The sequence below is a fragment of the Streptomyces sp. NPDC051211 genome (assembly GCF_040689505.1).
GTDB lineage: Bacteria > Actinomycetota > Actinomycetes > Streptomycetales > Streptomycetaceae > Streptomyces.
On sequence record NZ_JBFBAV010000004.1, the window covers coordinates 245,331 to 261,390 of the forward strand.

The 16,060-nt window shown below is 73.4% G+C and carries 15 protein-coding genes; 7 read left to right on the plus strand and 8 right to left on the minus strand.

Features of this window, described 5'->3' with window-relative positions; all coding sequences use genetic code 11:
• Positions 1-28: 28 nt before the first annotated feature.
• The gene (locus AB0447_RS07370) at positions 29-424 is read right to left on the minus strand and encodes a helix-turn-helix transcriptional regulator (protein WP_366475545.1); all 396 of its coding nucleotides are present in this window, start codon (positions 422-424) and stop codon (positions 29-31) included.
• Between the two features lie 133 nt (positions 425-557).
• On the opposite strand from AB0447_RS07370, the gene AB0447_RS07375 reads away from it, so the two are divergent.
• On the plus strand, positions 558-941 hold the full coding sequence (locus AB0447_RS07375; protein ID WP_366475546.1) for an RNA-binding S4 domain-containing protein: 384 nt from the start codon (positions 558-560) through the stop codon (positions 939-941).
• A gap of 200 nt (positions 942-1,141) precedes the next feature.
• Here AB0447_RS07375 and AB0447_RS07380 read toward each other — a convergent pair whose 3' ends face one another.
• From AB0447_RS07380 to dhaK, 3 genes are read right to left on the minus strand one after another with little or no spacing between them, the layout of a single operon-like run.
• On the minus strand, positions 1,142-1,546 hold the full coding sequence (locus AB0447_RS07380) for a PTS fructose transporter subunit IIA (protein ID WP_366475547.1): 405 nt from the start codon (positions 1,544-1,546) through the stop codon (positions 1,142-1,144).
• Positions 1,543-2,217 carry a dihydroxyacetone kinase subunit DhaL gene (dhaL, locus tag AB0447_RS07385; protein WP_366475548.1) on the minus strand — a complete coding sequence of 225 codons (675 nt, stop codon included), beginning with the start codon at positions 2,215-2,217 and terminating at the stop codon, positions 1,543-1,545. The genes AB0447_RS07380 and dhaL overlap by 4 nt, the downstream gene beginning before the upstream one ends.
• A gap of 54 nt (positions 2,218-2,271) precedes the next feature.
• Positions 2,272-3,264, minus strand: a complete 993-nt coding sequence (gene dhaK / locus AB0447_RS07390; RefSeq protein WP_366475549.1) for a dihydroxyacetone kinase subunit DhaK — start codon at positions 3,262-3,264, stop codon at positions 2,272-2,274.
• Between the two features lie 119 nt (positions 3,265-3,383).
• Between dhaK and AB0447_RS07395 the strand changes: the two genes are divergently transcribed.
• Complete coding sequence (locus AB0447_RS07395; protein ID WP_366475550.1) at positions 3,384-4,217, plus strand: class II glutamine amidotransferase; 834 nt, start codon at positions 3,384-3,386, stop codon at positions 4,215-4,217.
• Positions 4,214-6,103 carry a glycoside hydrolase family 15 protein gene (locus AB0447_RS07400; protein ID WP_366475551.1) on the plus strand — a complete coding sequence of 630 codons (1,890 nt, stop codon included), beginning with the start codon at positions 4,214-4,216 and terminating at the stop codon, positions 6,101-6,103. Before AB0447_RS07395 ends, AB0447_RS07400 begins: the two co-directional genes overlap by 4 nt.
• On the opposite strand, the gene AB0447_RS07405 is transcribed toward AB0447_RS07400, so the two are convergent.
• The 3 genes from AB0447_RS07405 to AB0447_RS07415 form a co-directional block, all read right to left on the minus strand.
• Positions 6,090-7,454, minus strand: coding sequence for a pyridine nucleotide-disulfide oxidoreductase (locus AB0447_RS07405; protein WP_366475552.1), 1,365 nt, complete (start codon positions 7,452-7,454; stop codon positions 6,090-6,092). The two genes, AB0447_RS07400 and AB0447_RS07405, sit on opposite strands and share 14 nt — an antisense overlap.
• Positions 7,455-7,533: 79 nt before the next feature.
• On the minus strand, positions 7,534-8,808 hold the full coding sequence (locus AB0447_RS07410; protein ID WP_366475553.1) for an MAB_1171c family putative transporter: 1,275 nt from the start codon (positions 8,806-8,808) through the stop codon (positions 7,534-7,536).
• Positions 8,805-9,332 (minus strand): hypothetical protein, encoded by a 528-nt coding sequence (locus AB0447_RS07415; RefSeq protein WP_366475554.1) that lies wholly within the window; start codon positions 9,330-9,332, stop codon positions 8,805-8,807. Before AB0447_RS07415 ends, AB0447_RS07410 begins: the two co-directional genes overlap by 4 nt.
• A 200-nt stretch (positions 9,333-9,532) precedes the next feature.
• On the opposite strand from AB0447_RS07415, the gene AB0447_RS07420 reads away from it, so the two are divergent.
• Positions 9,533-10,279: a class I SAM-dependent methyltransferase gene (locus tag AB0447_RS07420; RefSeq protein WP_366475555.1), complete on the plus strand. Its 747-nt coding sequence runs from the start codon at positions 9,533-9,535 to the stop codon at positions 10,277-10,279.
• Positions 10,280-10,405: 126 nt separating this feature from the next.
• Here the strand turns inward: AB0447_RS07420 and AB0447_RS07425 are convergent, their stop codons facing one another.
• On the minus strand, positions 10,406-11,317 hold the full coding sequence (locus tag AB0447_RS07425; protein WP_366475556.1) for an alpha/beta hydrolase fold domain-containing protein: 912 nt from the start codon (positions 11,315-11,317) through the stop codon (positions 10,406-10,408).
• Between the two features lie 213 nt (positions 11,318-11,530).
• On the opposite strand from AB0447_RS07425, the gene tdh reads away from it, so the two are divergent.
• From tdh to AB0447_RS07440, 3 genes are all read left to right on the plus strand, one after another.
• Positions 11,531-12,559 carry an L-threonine 3-dehydrogenase gene (gene tdh, locus AB0447_RS07430; RefSeq protein WP_366475557.1) on the plus strand — a complete coding sequence of 343 codons (1,029 nt, stop codon included), beginning with the start codon at positions 11,531-11,533 and terminating at the stop codon, positions 12,557-12,559.
• Positions 12,560-12,880: 321 nt separating this feature from the next.
• Positions 12,881-14,089, plus strand: coding sequence for a glycine C-acetyltransferase (locus AB0447_RS07435; RefSeq protein WP_366475558.1), 1,209 nt, complete (start codon positions 12,881-12,883; stop codon positions 14,087-14,089).
• A gap of 12 nt (positions 14,090-14,101) precedes the next feature.
• The gene (locus tag AB0447_RS07440; protein ID WP_366475559.1) at positions 14,102-15,016 is read left to right on the plus strand and encodes a LysR substrate-binding domain-containing protein; all 915 of its coding nucleotides are present in this window, start codon (positions 14,102-14,104) and stop codon (positions 15,014-15,016) included.
• Positions 15,017-16,060: the final 1,044 nt, after the last annotated feature.

Consider the following 16,060-nt stretch of genomic DNA (forward strand, 5'->3'; position numbering starts at 1 on the left):
AATGGGCTGGGATGCGGGTCGGGCGGTGTCAGGTGCGGTCGATGTGGACGCTGGTCGACTTCACGCGGGCGGTGGCCTGCATGCCGACCTCCAGTCCGAGCTCCTCGACTGCCTCGCGGGTGAGGAGGGAGACGAGCCGGTGGGGACCGGCCTGGATCTCCACCTGAGCGGCCACGTCGCCGAGCCTGACGGCGGTGACGATCCCGGGGAAGGCGTTGCGGGCGGAGGTGTACGGCTCTTCGTCCTCCGTGTGGGCCCCTTGGCCCACCTCGATGGAGAACGCGGCCAGATCACGGCCGTTGATGAGCCGCCGGCCGCTTTCGTCGCGATGGGTCGCGACCCGGCCTGCGTCGGCCCAGCGGCGCGCGGTGTCGGGACTGACGCCGAGCAGACGCGCCGCCTGACCGATGGTGTAGGACTGCATGTGCGACAAGGTAGGGGGAGGCGTGGCGCATTTGCAATCCTCTTGGGATGATCTCCATGGCACATGCCATGCCTCTTGTCGTATCTGCCAAAAGTCGTTCGGGGCCTGCGCGGGTGCTCGCTAGAGTCGGGGCATGGCAGCCACGGGAAGCGAAGAATCATCGGCGCGTGTCGACGCCTGGATCTGGGCGGTCCGCCTGACCAAGACCCGCTCGATCGCGGCGGCGGCCTGCCGGGCGGGCCACGTGCGGGTCAACGGAGACCGCGCGAAGCCGGCGCAGTCGGTCAAGCCGGGTGACGAGGTGCGGCTCTTCCACGAGGGACGGGAACGGATCGTGGTGGTCCGCCAGGCCCTCACCAAGCGGGTCGGCGCGCCGGTGGCGGCCGAGGCCTACATCGACAACAGCCCCCCGCCGCCCACCAGGGTCGAGGCGGCCGCCACCGGCCTCCGGGACCGCGGCGCCGGCCGCCCCACCAAGCGGGAACGCCGCGAACTGGACCAGCTGCGCGGCCACTGACCGCCCCGGCCGGCCCAGGCCCCGGCCGGCCCAGGCCCCGGCCGGCCCAGGCCCCGGCCGGCCCACGCCCGGGCCGGTCCACCCCGGCCCACGCCCCGGCCAGCCCATCCCGGCCCATCCCGGGCAGGCCCACGCCCGGGCCGGCTCACACTGCCCAGCTACAACCGCCCGCCATCACCGCCCGGCACACCCCCCCCGCCTTACACCTTCCGGTACGCGTACGCCTCCGCCGCCGACGCCGCCACCGCCTCCAGCGGCGCCCCGGCCGAGGCGGTGACCAGGGCCGATACCGCCCCTTCGACGAACGGCGCGTCGACCAGCCGGGCACCCGCGGGCAGCTCCTCCTCCGCCAGCAGGGTCTTTACCGTGAGGACCGAGCTGCCCAGGTCCGCCAGCAGGGCCACCCCCGCCCCCCGGTCCACCGACAATGCCGCGGCCACGATCAGGTCCGCGCTGGTGCCCAGCCCGCCCTCGGCCGTGCCGCCCGCGGCCGCCAGCGGGGCCACCGGCCCGCCGGCCGCCAGCCCGCGGGCCAGCTCCGCCACCGACTCGGCGACCTGCGCACTGTGCGACACCAGCACGATCCCCACCAGCGGCCCGCTCACGACTCCTCCTCCGTCACACCCGACGCATCCGACGCATCCGCCACGTCCGACGCATCCGCCACATCCACGTCCGCCGCATCCACCACGTCCGCCAGAGCGGCCAGCAGAAGGGCCGAAGAGGTCGCCCCCGGATCCTGGTGCCCGATGCTCCGCTCACCCAGATAGCTGGCCCGCCCCTTGCGCGCCTGCATCGGTACGGTCGCCAGCGCGCCGTTCTCCGCCGCCTCCGCAGCCGCCCGGTAGGAGGTGGCGAGCCCGGAGACCCCCGGCACCAGCGAGTCCAGCATCGTCTTGTCGCCCGGTGCCGCCCCGCCCAGCTTCGCGACCGCGCCGACCCCCGCGTACAGGGCTTCCCGCACCTGCTCGTCGGTGACCTCGGCGGCCGTGCCCAGCTCCTTGCCGGCCCGCCGCAGCAGCGTCCCGTACAGCGGCCCGGACGCCCCGCCCACCGTGGAGATCAGAGTCCGCCCGGCCAGCTGCAGCACCGCCCCCGGCTGCTCCGGACGCTCCGCCTCCTGCTCCCGGACCACCGCGGTGAACCCGCGCAGCAGATTGCTGCCGTGATCCGCGTCCCCGATGGGGCTGTCGAGCTCCGTCAGCCGGTCCGCCTCACGCTCCACGGCGGCCGCCGCGGCCGCCATCCAGCGCCGGAAGAACTCTGCGTCACGCACCGGGTCTCCTCGCCTTGGTCCGCCTGGGCCCTGCCGCCAGCTTATGACGCCGCGTCAACGGCCCCAGCGCAGCGCGGCGGTCTGCACAGGCGCGTCCCACAGCCGCAGCAGCTCCTCGTCGGCCTGGCACAACGTCACCGAACACCCGGCCATGTCCAGGGAGGTGACGTAGTTCCCGACCAGCGTCCGGGCCACCGGTACCCCGCGCTCCGCCAGCACGCGCTGTACCTCCGCGTTGAACCCGTACAGCTCCAGCAGCGGCGTCGCACCCGTCCCGTTGACGAGGAGGAGCACCGGCCGGGCCCCCGGCAGCTCCTCCAGTACGGCACCCACCGCCACCTCCGCGATCTCCCGCGAGGTCATCATCGGGCGCCGCTCCCGCCCGGGCTCGCCGTGGATGCCCACCCCCAACTCCAGTTCCCCCTCGGGGAGGTCGAAGGTCGGACTGCCCTTCGCCGGAGTCGTGCAGGCACTCAGGGCCACCCCGAAGCTCCGCGAGGCCTCGTTGACCCGCCGGGCCACGGCCGCCACCTGCTCCAGCGGGGCACCCTCCTCGGCGGCCGCGCCCGCGATCTTCTCCACGAACAGGGTGGCCCCGGTGCCGCGCCGGCCCGCCGTGTACAGGCTGTCCACCACCGCCACGTCGTCGTTGACGAGTACGCGCTCGACCCGGATGCCGTCCTCCTCGGCGAGCTCGGCGGCCATCTCGAAGTTCAGCACGTCCCCGGTGTAGTTCTTCACCACGAACAACACCCCCTCCCCGCCGTCCACCGCGGCGGCGGCTCCCAGCATCTGGTCGGGCACCGGCGAGGTGAACACCTCCCCGGGGCAGGCCGCGGACAGCATCCCGTACCCCACGAACCCGGCGTGCAGCGGCTCGTGCCCGGACCCGCCGCCGGACACCAGCCCGACCCTCCCGGCGCCCGGCGCATCCCGGCGCACCACCAGCCGCCGCACCACGTCCACGGCCAGCTCCGGATGGGCGGCGGCCATCCCGCGCAGCGCGTCCTCGACCACGGTCCCGGGGCTGTTGATGAGCATCTTCACGGATATCTCCTCAGGTGGTGAGCCGGCACCCGCCCACATGGCGATCAGCGGCGGGGGCCACGACAATGAGGGTGGCGGGCTGCAGCTCCGAAGTGCAGTAGGAACACAGGTGATCGCTCATGTGCCGATGGCTCGCATACTCGGGAACACCCCTGCTGCTCGACACCATCCTGTACAAACCCGCCCACTCGCTGATCGACCAGAGCCTGCACTCGAAACTGGGTGTGGAAACAACGAACGGCGACGGATTCGGCGTCGGATGGTACACACCGGGCAACCACACCCCGGCGGTTCTCCGGGACGTCGGTCCCGCCTGGAACAACCGCAACCTGCGGGAGATCGCGGACCACGTCCACTCCCCGCTGTTCTTCGCCCACATCCGGGCGTCCACCGGCACGGCGGTGCAGCAGACGAACTGCCACCCGTTCCGGCACGGCCGCTGGCTGTGGATGCACAACGGCGCCATCAGCGGCTTCCACCTCATGCGCCGGGACCTTTGCCTGCTCGTCGATCCTGCACTGTTCTCCGACATCGAAGGAACGACCGACTCAGAGGTGATGTTCTACCTTGCGGTCACCTTCGGCCTGGAGCAGGACCCGCCGGCCGCCGTGGCCCGGATGGCGGGAGTGGTGGAGCGCAGCGGGCGCGAGCACGCGGTGGAGTTCCCGCTCCAGATGACGATCGCCGTCACCGACGGAGAGAGCGTCTGGGCCTTCCGATACTCCAGCCAGGGCGCTTCCCGCTCGCTGTACTACAGCAGCCGGGTGGAATCACTGCGCAGGCTGCACCCCGACATGGCGTTCCTGCGGGAGATATCCGATGAGACCCGCCTCATCGTGTCCGAACCCCTCGGTGACCTGCCCGGCGCCTGGAACGAGGTGCCGGAGAGCAGCTTCGGCGTCGTACGGCGGGGGGCCGACGAACTGTGCCCCTTCGCCCCGGTACCGGCATGACGGTGATGCGCTACCCGCCGATCGCCGAGCACGGCCTGATCGGGGACCTGCAGACCTGCGCGCTCGTCTCGTCCGAGGGCGTACTCGACTGGTTCTGCTCGCCCCGCTTCGACTCGCCCAGCATCTTCGCAGCCCTGCTCGACCACGCCCGCGGCGGACACTTCGCCATCACCGCGGACGCGCCCGGCACCGGCGACGACCGGTCGGACGCAGCCGACGACGGGTCAGGCGGCAAGGCCGGCATCGTCACCCGCCAGCTCTACCTCGCCGACACCGCCGTGCTCATCACCCGTTTCCTCACCGCCGAGGGCGTCGGCGAGGTCGTCGACTTCATGCCCGTCCACGAGCCGCACACCGCCACCGACCGCCACCAGGTGGTGCGGTTCCTGCGCGTGGTACGCGGGACCGTGCGCTTCACCCTGGAGTGCCGCCCCCGCTTCGACTACGGCCGGGCACCGCACGAACTGGCCCTGGACGGCGCCACCGCACGCTTCGACGGACCGGGCATCACCGCGCACCTCCAGGCCGTAGGCCCCGTACCCCTGGAAGCCGACGGACAGGACGTGCGCGCCACCGTCACCCTGAACGCCGGCGAGCGCGCCGCCGTCCTGCTGACGGTCGGCGACGCCCGGCAGGAGGCCCCGCCGCCCGCCGGCCCGGCCGGCCTGCTGGAGCAGTTCGCCGCCGTACGCCGATTCTGGCACGGCTGGATCGGCCGCTGCAGCTACCGCGGCCGCTGGCAGCAGATGGTCAACCGGTCCGCCATCACCCTCAAGCTCCTCACGTACGCGCCCACCGGCGCTCCGATCGCCGCCGCCACCATGGGCCTGCCCGAGCAGGAAGGCGGCGAGCGCAACTGGGACTACCGCTACGCCTGGATCCGCGACGCCTCCCTCTCCGTACGCGCCATGCGCGACCTCGGCCTCACCGAGGAAGCGAACGCCTTCCGCAGCTGGCTCGGACAGCGCCTGCAGGACGGCCGAGCCCCCAACGGCGAACCCCTCCAGATCATGTACCGCGTCGACGGCGACCCGTACCTGACCGAAGAAGTCCTCGACCACCTGGAGGGCTGGCGGGCCTCCGCCCCGGTGCGCGCGGGCAACGGCGCCGCCGACCAGCTACAGCTGGACATCTACGGCGAGGCCGTCTACGCCCTCGTCCAGACCGGCCAGGTCACCGACGTGGTCGGCTACGACGCCTGGCAGCGCTCCGCCGCCGTACTGGACTGGCTCTGCGAGAACTGGGACCGCCCCGACGAGGGCATCTGGGAGACCCGCGGCGGCCGGAAGGACTTCACCTACAGCCGCCTCATGTGCTGGGTCGCCTTCGACCGCGGCATCCGCCAGGCCACCGCCCTCGCCCGCCCGGCGGACCTGGCCCGCTGGACCGCCTCCCGCGACGCCATCATGGACCAGATCATGACCCGCGGCTGGAGCGAGGAACGCCGGGCCTTCGTCCAGCACCACGGCAGCACCGTCCTGGACGCCTCCCTGCTGCTGATGCCGCTGGTCGGCTTCATCAGCCCGAAGGACCCGCGCTGGCTCTCCACCCTCGACGCCATGGACGGCGAACTCGTCTCCGACAGCCTCGTCTACCGGTACGACCCCGCCGCCTCTCCCGACGGCCTGCAAGGCTCCGAAGGCACCTTCTCCCTGTGCAGCTTCCTGTACGTCTACGCCCTCGCCAGGGCGGGACGGCTCGAACAGGCCCGCTACGCCTTCGACAAGATGCTCACCTACGCCAACCACGTCGGCCTGTTCGCCGAAGAGATCGGCCCGACCGGCGAGCAGCTCGGCAACTTCCCCCAGGCCTTCACCCACATCGCGCTCATCACGGCCGCTCTGGCCCTCGACACCGAACTCGACCGGGCCGCTAGCCGCCCCTAGCGGTTCCCGGCCCCGCGAAGGGGCGTTCGGACGCCGTCAGCGGCGGCTCCGTCAGCGGCGGGCGGGCCGGGCCCGCGAGGACCGTACGGATCGTCCCGGGGTGGAACAGCCGGGTCGGGGGCGCGGCCAGGGACATCACGTCGAACAGCGCCCGCAGGGCCTCCTCGCTGGACATCGCGGTCCGGCTGAGCCGGTCCACATAGCCGTGGACCAGCCGGCCGGCGAGCGGTGCGGGCCGGCCCGTGGCCCCGGGGAACCGGATGTCCTGGCCGGTGGTGATGGACCAAGGGGCCCGGACCAGCCGGCCGATGTCCCGCTGGACGGTGCGGCCCAGCCGAGGGCCGGTGAGCCCGTGCCTGCGGAGAGCCGCACGCAGCGCGGCCGCGCTCTGTGCCGCCACCGTCATCCCCTGCCCGTACACGGGGTTGAAGGCGGCGACCGCGTCCCCGAGCACCACGAACCCGGCCGGCCACGCGCCGAGCCTCTCGTAGAAGCGCCGGCGGTTGCTGCAACTGCGGTTGAGGTGCACCTCGGACAGCGGTTCGGCGCCCGCGATCAGGTCGGCGACCAGCGGATGCCGGGCCGTCCGGGCGAACGGCTCGAACTCCGCGGCCACCCGGCCCGGTTCCGCGCCGCGCGTCCCCGCGAGGGTCACCAGCCAGCGGCCGTCCTCCACGGGCAGCAGGGTGGCCATCCGGCCGGGCTCCGGCCGGCCCGGATCGGCCTGGATGCTGACCGCCGGGAAGTCCGCCGCCCCCTCCGGAGCCCGGTACAGGCGGCTGGCGTAGACCAGCCCGGGATCGACGCACTCCTCCCGGACCCGCGGCAGCCCGATCCGGCTCAACCACTCCGGCGCGCGCGAACCCCGCCCGGTGGCGTCCACCACCAGCCCGGCCTCGATCTCCGTGACCTCCCCGGTGGCGAGCGCGCGGACCCGCACGCCCCGGACCGCCTCCCGGGTGCCGACCAGCCCCTCGGCGTGGACGCCCGTACGGACGCCGATGCGCGGGCCGGTCAGGAGGACGGCGCGTGCGGCCGCGTCCAGCAGGTCCCGGGAGCAGGCGAGCTGGTACTGGAGGGAGGGGCCGCGGCGGACCCAGCCGTGCGGGGTCAGCATGACCAGGTCGGAGGGCATGTCCACCTGCCGGGCGCCCGCGGCCAGCCACGCACGGGTCAGCCCCGGCGCGATCTCCTCGATCACCCGGACCCCTCCGGACCACAGCAGGTGCACGTGGTGGGCCTGGGGGAGCCCGGTCCTGGGTGCCGGACCGGCCGGCAGCTCATCGCGGTCGAGGACCAGGACCTCGTCGGCGTGGGCAGCCAGGACGGCGGCGGCCAGCATCCCGGCCATGCTGGCACCGAGAACGACGGCACGCCGGACCTGTCCGTGCGCGCCACGACCGCCACGACCGTCACGACTGCTATGACTGCTATGAGTTGATGCGGCCATCGGCGGGCTTCTCCAGCTCGGTCGGGCGGATGGCGGCGGGTCCGCGGGGCCCCGTACCGGCCGCTCGGGGCGGGTGGCGGAACAGGCACGAGACACGGACCAGCGCCTCCCGGTCCAGCAGCGGCAGTTCGGCGGTCTCGTCGCCGAGCTCGGCCGAGCCGTCCCCGTCCCCCTCCCCGCTCCCGTCCGCGGCCGCCCCGTCGAGAGCCGCCTTCGACGCGGCCATCGACGCGGCGATCGCCGCCGCCAGCACCGCCGCCTCCACGGCCGCCGCGGCCGCCTCCCCGGACAGGCCGGCGGCACGGGCCCGCACCGACGCGTCCTCGGCGACGGCGGCGTCCCGGTACGGGCGCAGGGCCAGCCGGCCGTCCTGCACCTCGGCGACGCGGCGGGTCAGCCGCAGGTCGATCTCCCACCACGGGACGGGCAGGGAGGGCACGACGGCCGGGGCGGCCCTGCGCAGCGCCCGCCACAGCGGCCCCAGCCGGACGAAGGTCCGCACGGCGGACACGGTGCCCGACACCCGCCCCCCGACCACCGGCAGGACGAACCCGAGGGCGGTGCACAGGCTGCAGGCGAAGGCGAAGAGGGGAGCGACCCTGGTGTTCAGCACGTCCCAGTCGCGGCCCGCCCAGCGGGCGCCGATCGCCGCGAACTTGGCGAAGTCCATGCCGAAGTTGAGCGCGAAACCGAGGATGAGCACGCGCAGCCCGCGACGCAGCCACGGCGGCCCGGTCACCCCGGCGAACCAGCGGATGCACAGCACCGTCGCCATCAGCGCGGCCCCGGTGTGGGCCGTCAGATACAGCAGGATCATCTCGCGGATGTACGGGGTCCCCGCGTAGTACGTGTCGAAGTCGGTCCGCTGCTCCACCGGGGCCTGCCCGACCGCGAACAGGACGATCACGGCGACCACCACCAGCCCGTACACGGCCTGCCAGCGCCGCGCCGCCCGCCGCGCCTTCTCCTCCGGGCCCTCCCGCCAGTACACCAGCAGGGTCAGGATCATCGCGCTCTCGGCGGTGAGCAGGCTGTAGACCAGCGGCGCCGAGAAATTGGGCACGCCCGTGACCTCGTTGACGAACCCGATGACATCGGGGTTGGCGCAGCAGTACGCGATGCCGCCGAGCAGCAGCACCGCACACACCGTCACGTACAGCGGATTGCCACGCTGGTGGCGCAGACCGGGAGCCTTGATCAGGCAGGCGATCCACATGGCGGAGGCGAGGATCCAATAACCGGAGTGATCGCTCACCAGGTCCTTCCGGCTCCGGTGTGGCCGATGGACGTGTGCAGCCGGTGCCCGAACTGACTGGCGGACTCCGGGACCGCCTCGGCGTCGCCCTGCAGCAGACGCAGGCAGCGGCTGGCCATCAGCGAGCCGAAGATCTCGCAGTCCGCCTCCACGGACTGGGCGCAGTCGGTACGAGCGGCGGTACGGGAGGCCTTGCAGGCGGCTTCCTGCTCCATGTGCCAGAACTCGTGGCCCAGAATGCCCAGCTGGTGCTCGGCCGAGGTGTTCTCCTCGATCAGGATCAGCGTGCGGGTGTCGGTCCGGACCAGCAGCCCGCTGACGGTGCTCACCGGGAACCGCACCAGGCGGTAGTCGACGGGCTCCCGGTGACGCCGCGCCATCGAGGAGCAGAGCGCCGCGAACACGGTCTGCGGGTCCACGGGCACGGACAGCTCGAGACCGCAGAGCAACGCGTCCCGGGTACGGCGCATCCTCCTGATGTCCGCGCCGCGCCGGCCCCCGGTCAGCCGTGGAGAGAAGGTCACGGACTGATCGTAAAGTCCGCTTCCGCCCTGCCGGAAGGCGGATCCGCGACCGATCCCGGCCGATCCGGGGGAGCGGCGTGACCGAATACCGGCGGTTGCGCCCCGTACGCCGTACGGACTGAGCCGACTGCCTCCCCCGTCCGGGGGACGGTCCGGCCGCCGGGACACCAACGGCCCGCCGGGCGCGGGAGCATACCCGCATGCGGCACAACCACACCCTGCAGTACGACGTGATCGGCGCACGCTTCGAAGAGGCGAAGCACACCGCCCCCTTCTCCGTCGCCGACACGTACACCCTCCTCACCGTGCTCGACCAGCTCGGCGGGGTGAAGGGCCTGGACACCGTCGACCTCGCCTGCGGCTACGGGCACCACACCCGACTGCTGGCCCGGGCCGGTGCCCGGCGCACCGTCGGCGTGGACATCTCCGCGGAGATGATCGGCCTCGCGCGGGCGCACGGCCCGGAAGACACCGACGGCATCGAATACCTGATCGCCGACGTGGCCGAACTGCCGCCCATCGGCGCATTCGACCTGGCCACCGCCGTCTACCTGTTCAACTACGCCACCGACCGGGCCACCCTGCACGCCATGTTCCGGGCCACCCGGGCGAGCCTGCGCCCCGGCGGGCGGCTGCTGGCGATCGTCCCCAACCCCGGCGCCTTCCCGCACGTGGACTGGTCGCCGTACGGGGTCAGGATCCACGAGCGGATCCCGGAAGGGGACGCCCCGCTCCTGCTGGCCTCGTTCCTGACCGACCCGCCCGTGCCCTTCCAGTACCGCGAATGGCCGCACTCGGCGTTCGCCGAAGCCGCCGTCGAAGCCGGCTTCGCCTCGGTCAGCTGGCAGCCGAGCCGCACCCCGCCGCCGGATGCCGCCCATGACGAGGCGTTCTGGGCGGCGTACCGCGAGAGCCCGGTCAGCTCGCTGATGATCTGCACGGCGTGACGGGTGCTCCGAAAGCGGAGCAGTGGCCACTCCTGTGATCAATGATTCGGGCGGTCGGCGGTCGGCGGTCGGCGGTCGGCGGTCGGCGGTCGGCGGTCGGTCGGCGGAGCGGTCGGCGACCACTGATCACTGTTGCTCTGCAACGGCCCGGACCAGGTCCACGATCCGGTCCCGGGCCGCCCGTCCCTCCGGCACCGGAAGCAGCGGATAGACATGCGGCAGCCCCTGCTCCTCGTGGAACTCCACCTCCACCCCGTCCGCCTCCGCCCGGCGCAGCAGCTCCCGGCTGTCCGTGCTCAGCACGTCCCGGGTGCCCGTGAACACCGTCAGCGGCGCAAGCCCGGCGAACGACCCGTGCAGCGGGCTCACCCGCGGATCGTCGACCGCGAGGGTCCCCGCGTACAGCCGGCCCGCCTCCACCAGACCCGGCCTCGCCAGCACCGGATCGGCCGGCTCGATCGCCGCCTGGTCCGGGTGGCTCATGGTCACGTCCAGCCACGGCGAGATCAGCACGATCCGGGACGGCTGCGCCCCCGTCCGGTCACGCAGCCGCTGCGCGGCCGCCAGCGCCAGCCCGGCGCCCGCCGAGTCCCCGACGAGCACGGTGCCCCCCGGCCCGCCGCTCGCGATCAGGCCGCTCAGCAGGTCCGCGGCCACCGGAACATTCCGGTCCGCGGTGCCCCGCGGCGCCAGTATGTACGCCGGAACCACGCAGCGGGCCTGCGCCTCGGTCACCAGCGTCCGGATCAATGACCAGTGGTGCCGCACCAGTTCGTTGATGAAGCCGCCGCCGTGCACGTACAGCACCTGGGCCGCCGGCTCGGCCCCGCGCGGCGACACCTCGTACACCGGCCAGGCGCCGACGAACGTACGGGAGACCTCCGCGACCTTCCCCAGCGAGCGCGGCGGGAGATGCGAAGCCGGCCGCCGCGCCGAACGCGCCACCCGCTCCTGCACCGCCTCGGCGGACGCGAACCGCCTACGGCGCCCCGCCGCCATCAGCGCGGCCGCCAGCGCCCGACTCCGCAGACTCGGCACGCCCGCCACCTCCCCGTTCCCTGCCCCACGCCCTGCCCCGGTCACGGGAGGAGCATAGGCGTCGAGCCGCCCGTGTGAAGCTGCGCTGTCGACCCGGTTAAGAAATCCTCGATGGACTGATCACCACCGCTCTCGGCAGATTGGTGCCCGTCCCAGACGCCGCACCGCCCCCGGTGGTCGCAGCGGTCCCTTCGCATGCCTGGAGCCACCCCCATGAAGGCACTCGTCAAGCACAAGGCCGAGCCCGGGCTGTGGCTCATGGACGTGCCCGAGCCCGACTACGGGCCCGGCGAAGTGCTGATCAAGGTGCTGCGCACCGGCATCTGCGGAACCGACCTCCACATCCGCAGCTGGGACGGCTGGGCGCAGGGCGCGGTCCGCACCCCCCTCGTCCTCGGCCACGAGTTCGTCGGCGAGGTCGCGGCGATCGGCTCGGACGTCCAGGACGTCGAGGTCGGCGCCCTGGTCAGCGGCGAGGGCCACCTGGTGTGCGGCAAGTGCCGCAACTGCCTGGCCGGCCGCCGCCACCTGTGCCGGTCGACGATCGGCCTCGGCGTCGGCCGGGACGGCGCGTTCGCCGAGTACGTGGTGCTGCCCGCGCAGAACGTGTGGGTGCACCGGACCGCGGTCGACCTGGACGTGGCGGCGATCTTCGACCCGTTCGGCAACGCGGTCCACACCGCCCTCTCCTTCCCGCTGGTCGGCGAGGACGTACTGATCACCGGCGCCGGCCCGATCGGCATCATGGCGGCGGCCGTCGCCCGGCACGCGGGCGCCCGTAGCGTGGTCATCACCGACGTCAGCCCGGAGCGGCTGGAGCTGGCCCGCAAGGCGGGTGCGACGCTGGCGCTGGACGTCTCCGACGCGACGATCGCGGATGCGCAGCGGCAGCTCGGGCTGCGCGAGGGCTTCGACATCGGCCTGGAGATGTCCGGTCGCCCCGAGGCCATGCGCGACATGATCGACAACATGACGCACGGCGGGCGGATCGCCATGCTGGGCCTGCCGGCCCAGGAGTTCCCGGTGGACTGGGCGAAGATCGTCACCTCGATGATCACCATCAAGGGCATCTACGGACGCGAGATGTTCGAGACCTGGTACGCGATGACGGTGCTGCTGGAGGGCGGCCTGGACCTCAGCCCGGTCATCACCGGCCGCTACGCGTACACCGACTTCGAGGCGGCCTTCGACGAGGCGGCCACCGCGCGCAGCGGCAAGATCATCCTGGACTGGACGGCGTAACCCGGCGCCCGGGCGGAGGGCCGCACGGCCGAGCTGTTGCCTGGCCCAGCAGCCGTCCCCGTGCCGCCGAGCCGTCCTCCAGCCCGGGGCCCTACGTCCTCGGAGCCGTCCCGGCCGTCCCGGCCGCGGGCCGTCCGGACACCCGAGCCGTCCCGGCCGGGGGCCGTCCGTACATCCGAGCCGTCCCCGTCCTAGCCGTCCCCCTCCGCACAGTCTCCACGGAACCATCTCCCTCCGGCCGGACCCCGCGCCACCCTCCCCCCTCCAGCGGGGTCCGGCCCCCTCCTCGTCCCCTCCTCGTTCCTCCTCAGGAGTCCGCACATGTTCGAGTCCGTACGCGAAGACCTCCGCACCACCCTCGACGAGATCCGTGCCGCCGGCCTGCACAAGCCCGAGCGCGTCATCGGCACCCCGCAGAGCGCGGCCGTCGCCGTGACCGCCGGCGGCACCCCCGGCGAGGTCCTCAACTTCTGCGCCAACAACTACCTGGGCCTCGCCGACCACCCCGAGGTCGTCGCCGCCGCCAAGGACGCACTCGACCGCTGGGGCTACGGCATGGCCTCGGTCCGCTTCATCTGCGGCACCCAGGAGGTCCACAAGGAGCTGGAGGCCCGCCTCTCCGCCTTCCTCGGCCAGGAGGACACGATCCTCTACTCCTCCTGCTTCGACGCCAACGGCGGCGTCTTCGAAACCCTCCTCGGCCCCGAGGACGCGGTGATCTCCGACGCCCTCAACCACGCCTCCATCATCGACGGCATCCGGCTGTCCAAGGCCCGCCGCTTCCGCTACGCCAACCGCGACCTCGCCGAGCTGGAGACCCGCCTCAAGGAGGCCACCGAGGGCGGCGCCCGCCGCAAGCTGATCGTCACCGACGGCGTGTTCTCCATGGACGGCTACGTCGCCCCCCTCCAGGAGATCTGCGACCTCGCCGACCAGTACGACGCCATGGTCATGGTCGACGACTCGCACGCCGTCGGCTTCGTCGGCCCCGGCGGCCGCGGCACCCCCGAACTGCACGGGGTCATGGACCGCGTCGACATCATCACCGGCACCCTCGGCAAGGCCCTCGGCGGCGCCTCCGGCGGCTACGTCGCCGCCCGCGCCGAGATCGTGGCCCTGCTGCGCCAGCGCTCGCGCCCGTACCTCTTCTCCAACTCCCTCGCCCCGGTCATCGCGGCCGCCTCGCTGAAGGTCCTCGACCTGCTCGAGTCCGCCGGCGACCTGCGCGAGCGCCTCGCCGCCAACACCGCGCTCTTCCGCACGAAGATGACCGAGGCCGGATTCGAGATCCTCCCCGGGGACCACGCCATCGCCCCCGTCATGATCGGCGACGCGGCGGAAGCGGCCCGGATGGCGGAGCTGCTGCTGGAGCGCGGGGTCTACGTGATCGGCTTCTCGTACCCGGTCGTACCGATGGGCGCGGCGCGCATCCGCGTACAGCTCTCGGCGGCCCATTCGACGGCCGACGTGGAGCGCGCCATCGCCGCTTTCATCGACGCTCGCGCGGCTCTTGCCGCTGCTCAGGGCTGACATCATAGGGGGGTGATCGACCCCCGCCGGCTGCGCATTCTGCGGGCCGTGGCGGACCACCGTACGGTGACCGCCGCGGCCGCAGCGCTGTACCTCACCCCCTCCGCCGTCTCCCAGCAGCTCGCGGCGCTGGAGCAGGAGACCGGGCACGCTCTCCTGACGAGGAGCGGCCGAGGGGTACGGCTCACCGCCGCCGGCGAGATCCTGCTGACCCACGCCCACGAGGTACTGGCCCAGCTGGAGCGCGCGGAGGCCGAACTCGCGGCGTACGCGGGCGGCGCGGCGGGCGAGGTCACGGTCGCCGCGTTCGCCACCGGCATCGCCGAGGTACTCGCCCCGGCGATCGCCCGGCTGGCACTGGACCACCCGGGCATCCGACTGCGGGTCCGCGACGCCGAAGGCGACCAGAGCCTGCCGATGCTGCTGGACGGCGAGGCGGACGTCGCGCTGGCCGTGGAGTACCGCGGCTGGCCGGGCGCGGACGACCCCCGGCTCTCCGTCCTCCCGCTGTACGCCGAGCCCTTCGACGCGGTCCTGCCGCCGGCCCACCGGCTGGCCGGCCTGCCCGGGATCGCCCTGGCAGACCTCGCCGACTCCGACTGGGTGGGCCAGTACCCGGCCAACCCGTGCCACGACGTGACCCTGCTGGCGTGCGAGTCGGCGGGCTTCCAGCCGCGGTTCGTGCACTCCTCGGACGACTTCCGGGCGGTCGTCGCCCTGGTCGGCGCGGGCGCGGGCGTCGCCCTGATCCCCCGCTCGGCCCTCCGCGGCATGGACCTCAAGGAAGTCCAGATCCGCCCGGTCACCGGCCCCTCGGCCACCCGCCGCGTCTTCGCCGCCACCCGCCGCGGCGCCGAATCCCACCCCCTGATCGCCCCGGTCCTGGCCGCCCTGTCCCGCGAGGCGGGGCGCTTGCCGACGCACTGAGGGCGGGGCGGGCCGAGCGCCGCTCCGCGGTACGTTCCCGTACCCTGCCCCGAACCGGCCCCGCCTTTCCCCGAACCGGCCCCGCCTTTCCCCGAACCGGCCCCGCCTTTCCCCGAACCGGCCCCGCCTTTCCCCGAAGCCGGGGGCTTGCACCCCCGGCCCCCGTTGCGGGGCTGCGCCCCGCACCCCCGGGTGCACGGGCTCCGCCCGCACCCCGCCGGGCGGTACGGACCCTGGGCACGGCTGCGCCCCTTTGCCGCGCTCGGGCGGGGCTTCGGGGCGCACGGCGCGGGCGCGCTTCTCTGCCCCCTGCTCGGGGCCGGGGTGGGGTGCGGGGGTGTGCCACCCACCCCTGGAGGCTTCGGCCAGACGGAACCCGAACGCCGGGACGGGGGCTGGTGAGCACGGCGCGGGTCGCTCCCTTGCCCCAGTGCGGCGCCGTTGCCGGGGGCCGGCCCCCGGACCCCCGCGCCTCAATCGCCGGCGGGGCTGGATGTGCCCTGCGGGCACCCCAGCCCGCACGGGCGCGAAGCGCCCGGGGCACATGGGTTGCCGGCCCGGACCCCGCTGGGCGGTACGCTCCCGGCCTCTGCCGGGGCAAAGCCCCGCTCTCCAGCCCCGGCGGGGGTGAGCTGAGGGGCCCGGGCCGTGGCCCCGCTTTCAGCCCCGCCGGCGTTTGAGGCACGGGGTCTGGGGCGGAGCCCCAGTTGTGGGAAGGGGCGGGTAGGGGAAAGGCTCCGCGCAGCGGCCCACCGGGCCGCGACCCCGCTCAACTGCTGGAGCGGCGGCCGACCGGGGCGCGCCCTGGCCGGGCCGGGCCTGTCTGCCGGGCGGGGCCAGGGGGTTGCCGGGGCTTCGCCTGGGCGGAATCGGAGAGCAGGCGGGGGGCCTTCCCGGCAGTCCCAGTGTCATTCCGTGTCCGTCCGCCCTGTCAAGGGCGCTCCCTTCGGTCGCGTCGCTTCGCGATGTCGCTGCGCTCCACCCTTGACAGGCCGGCCGGCCCCGGAAAGACAAGGACTGACGGGAAGCCCCGAAAGAAGGGCA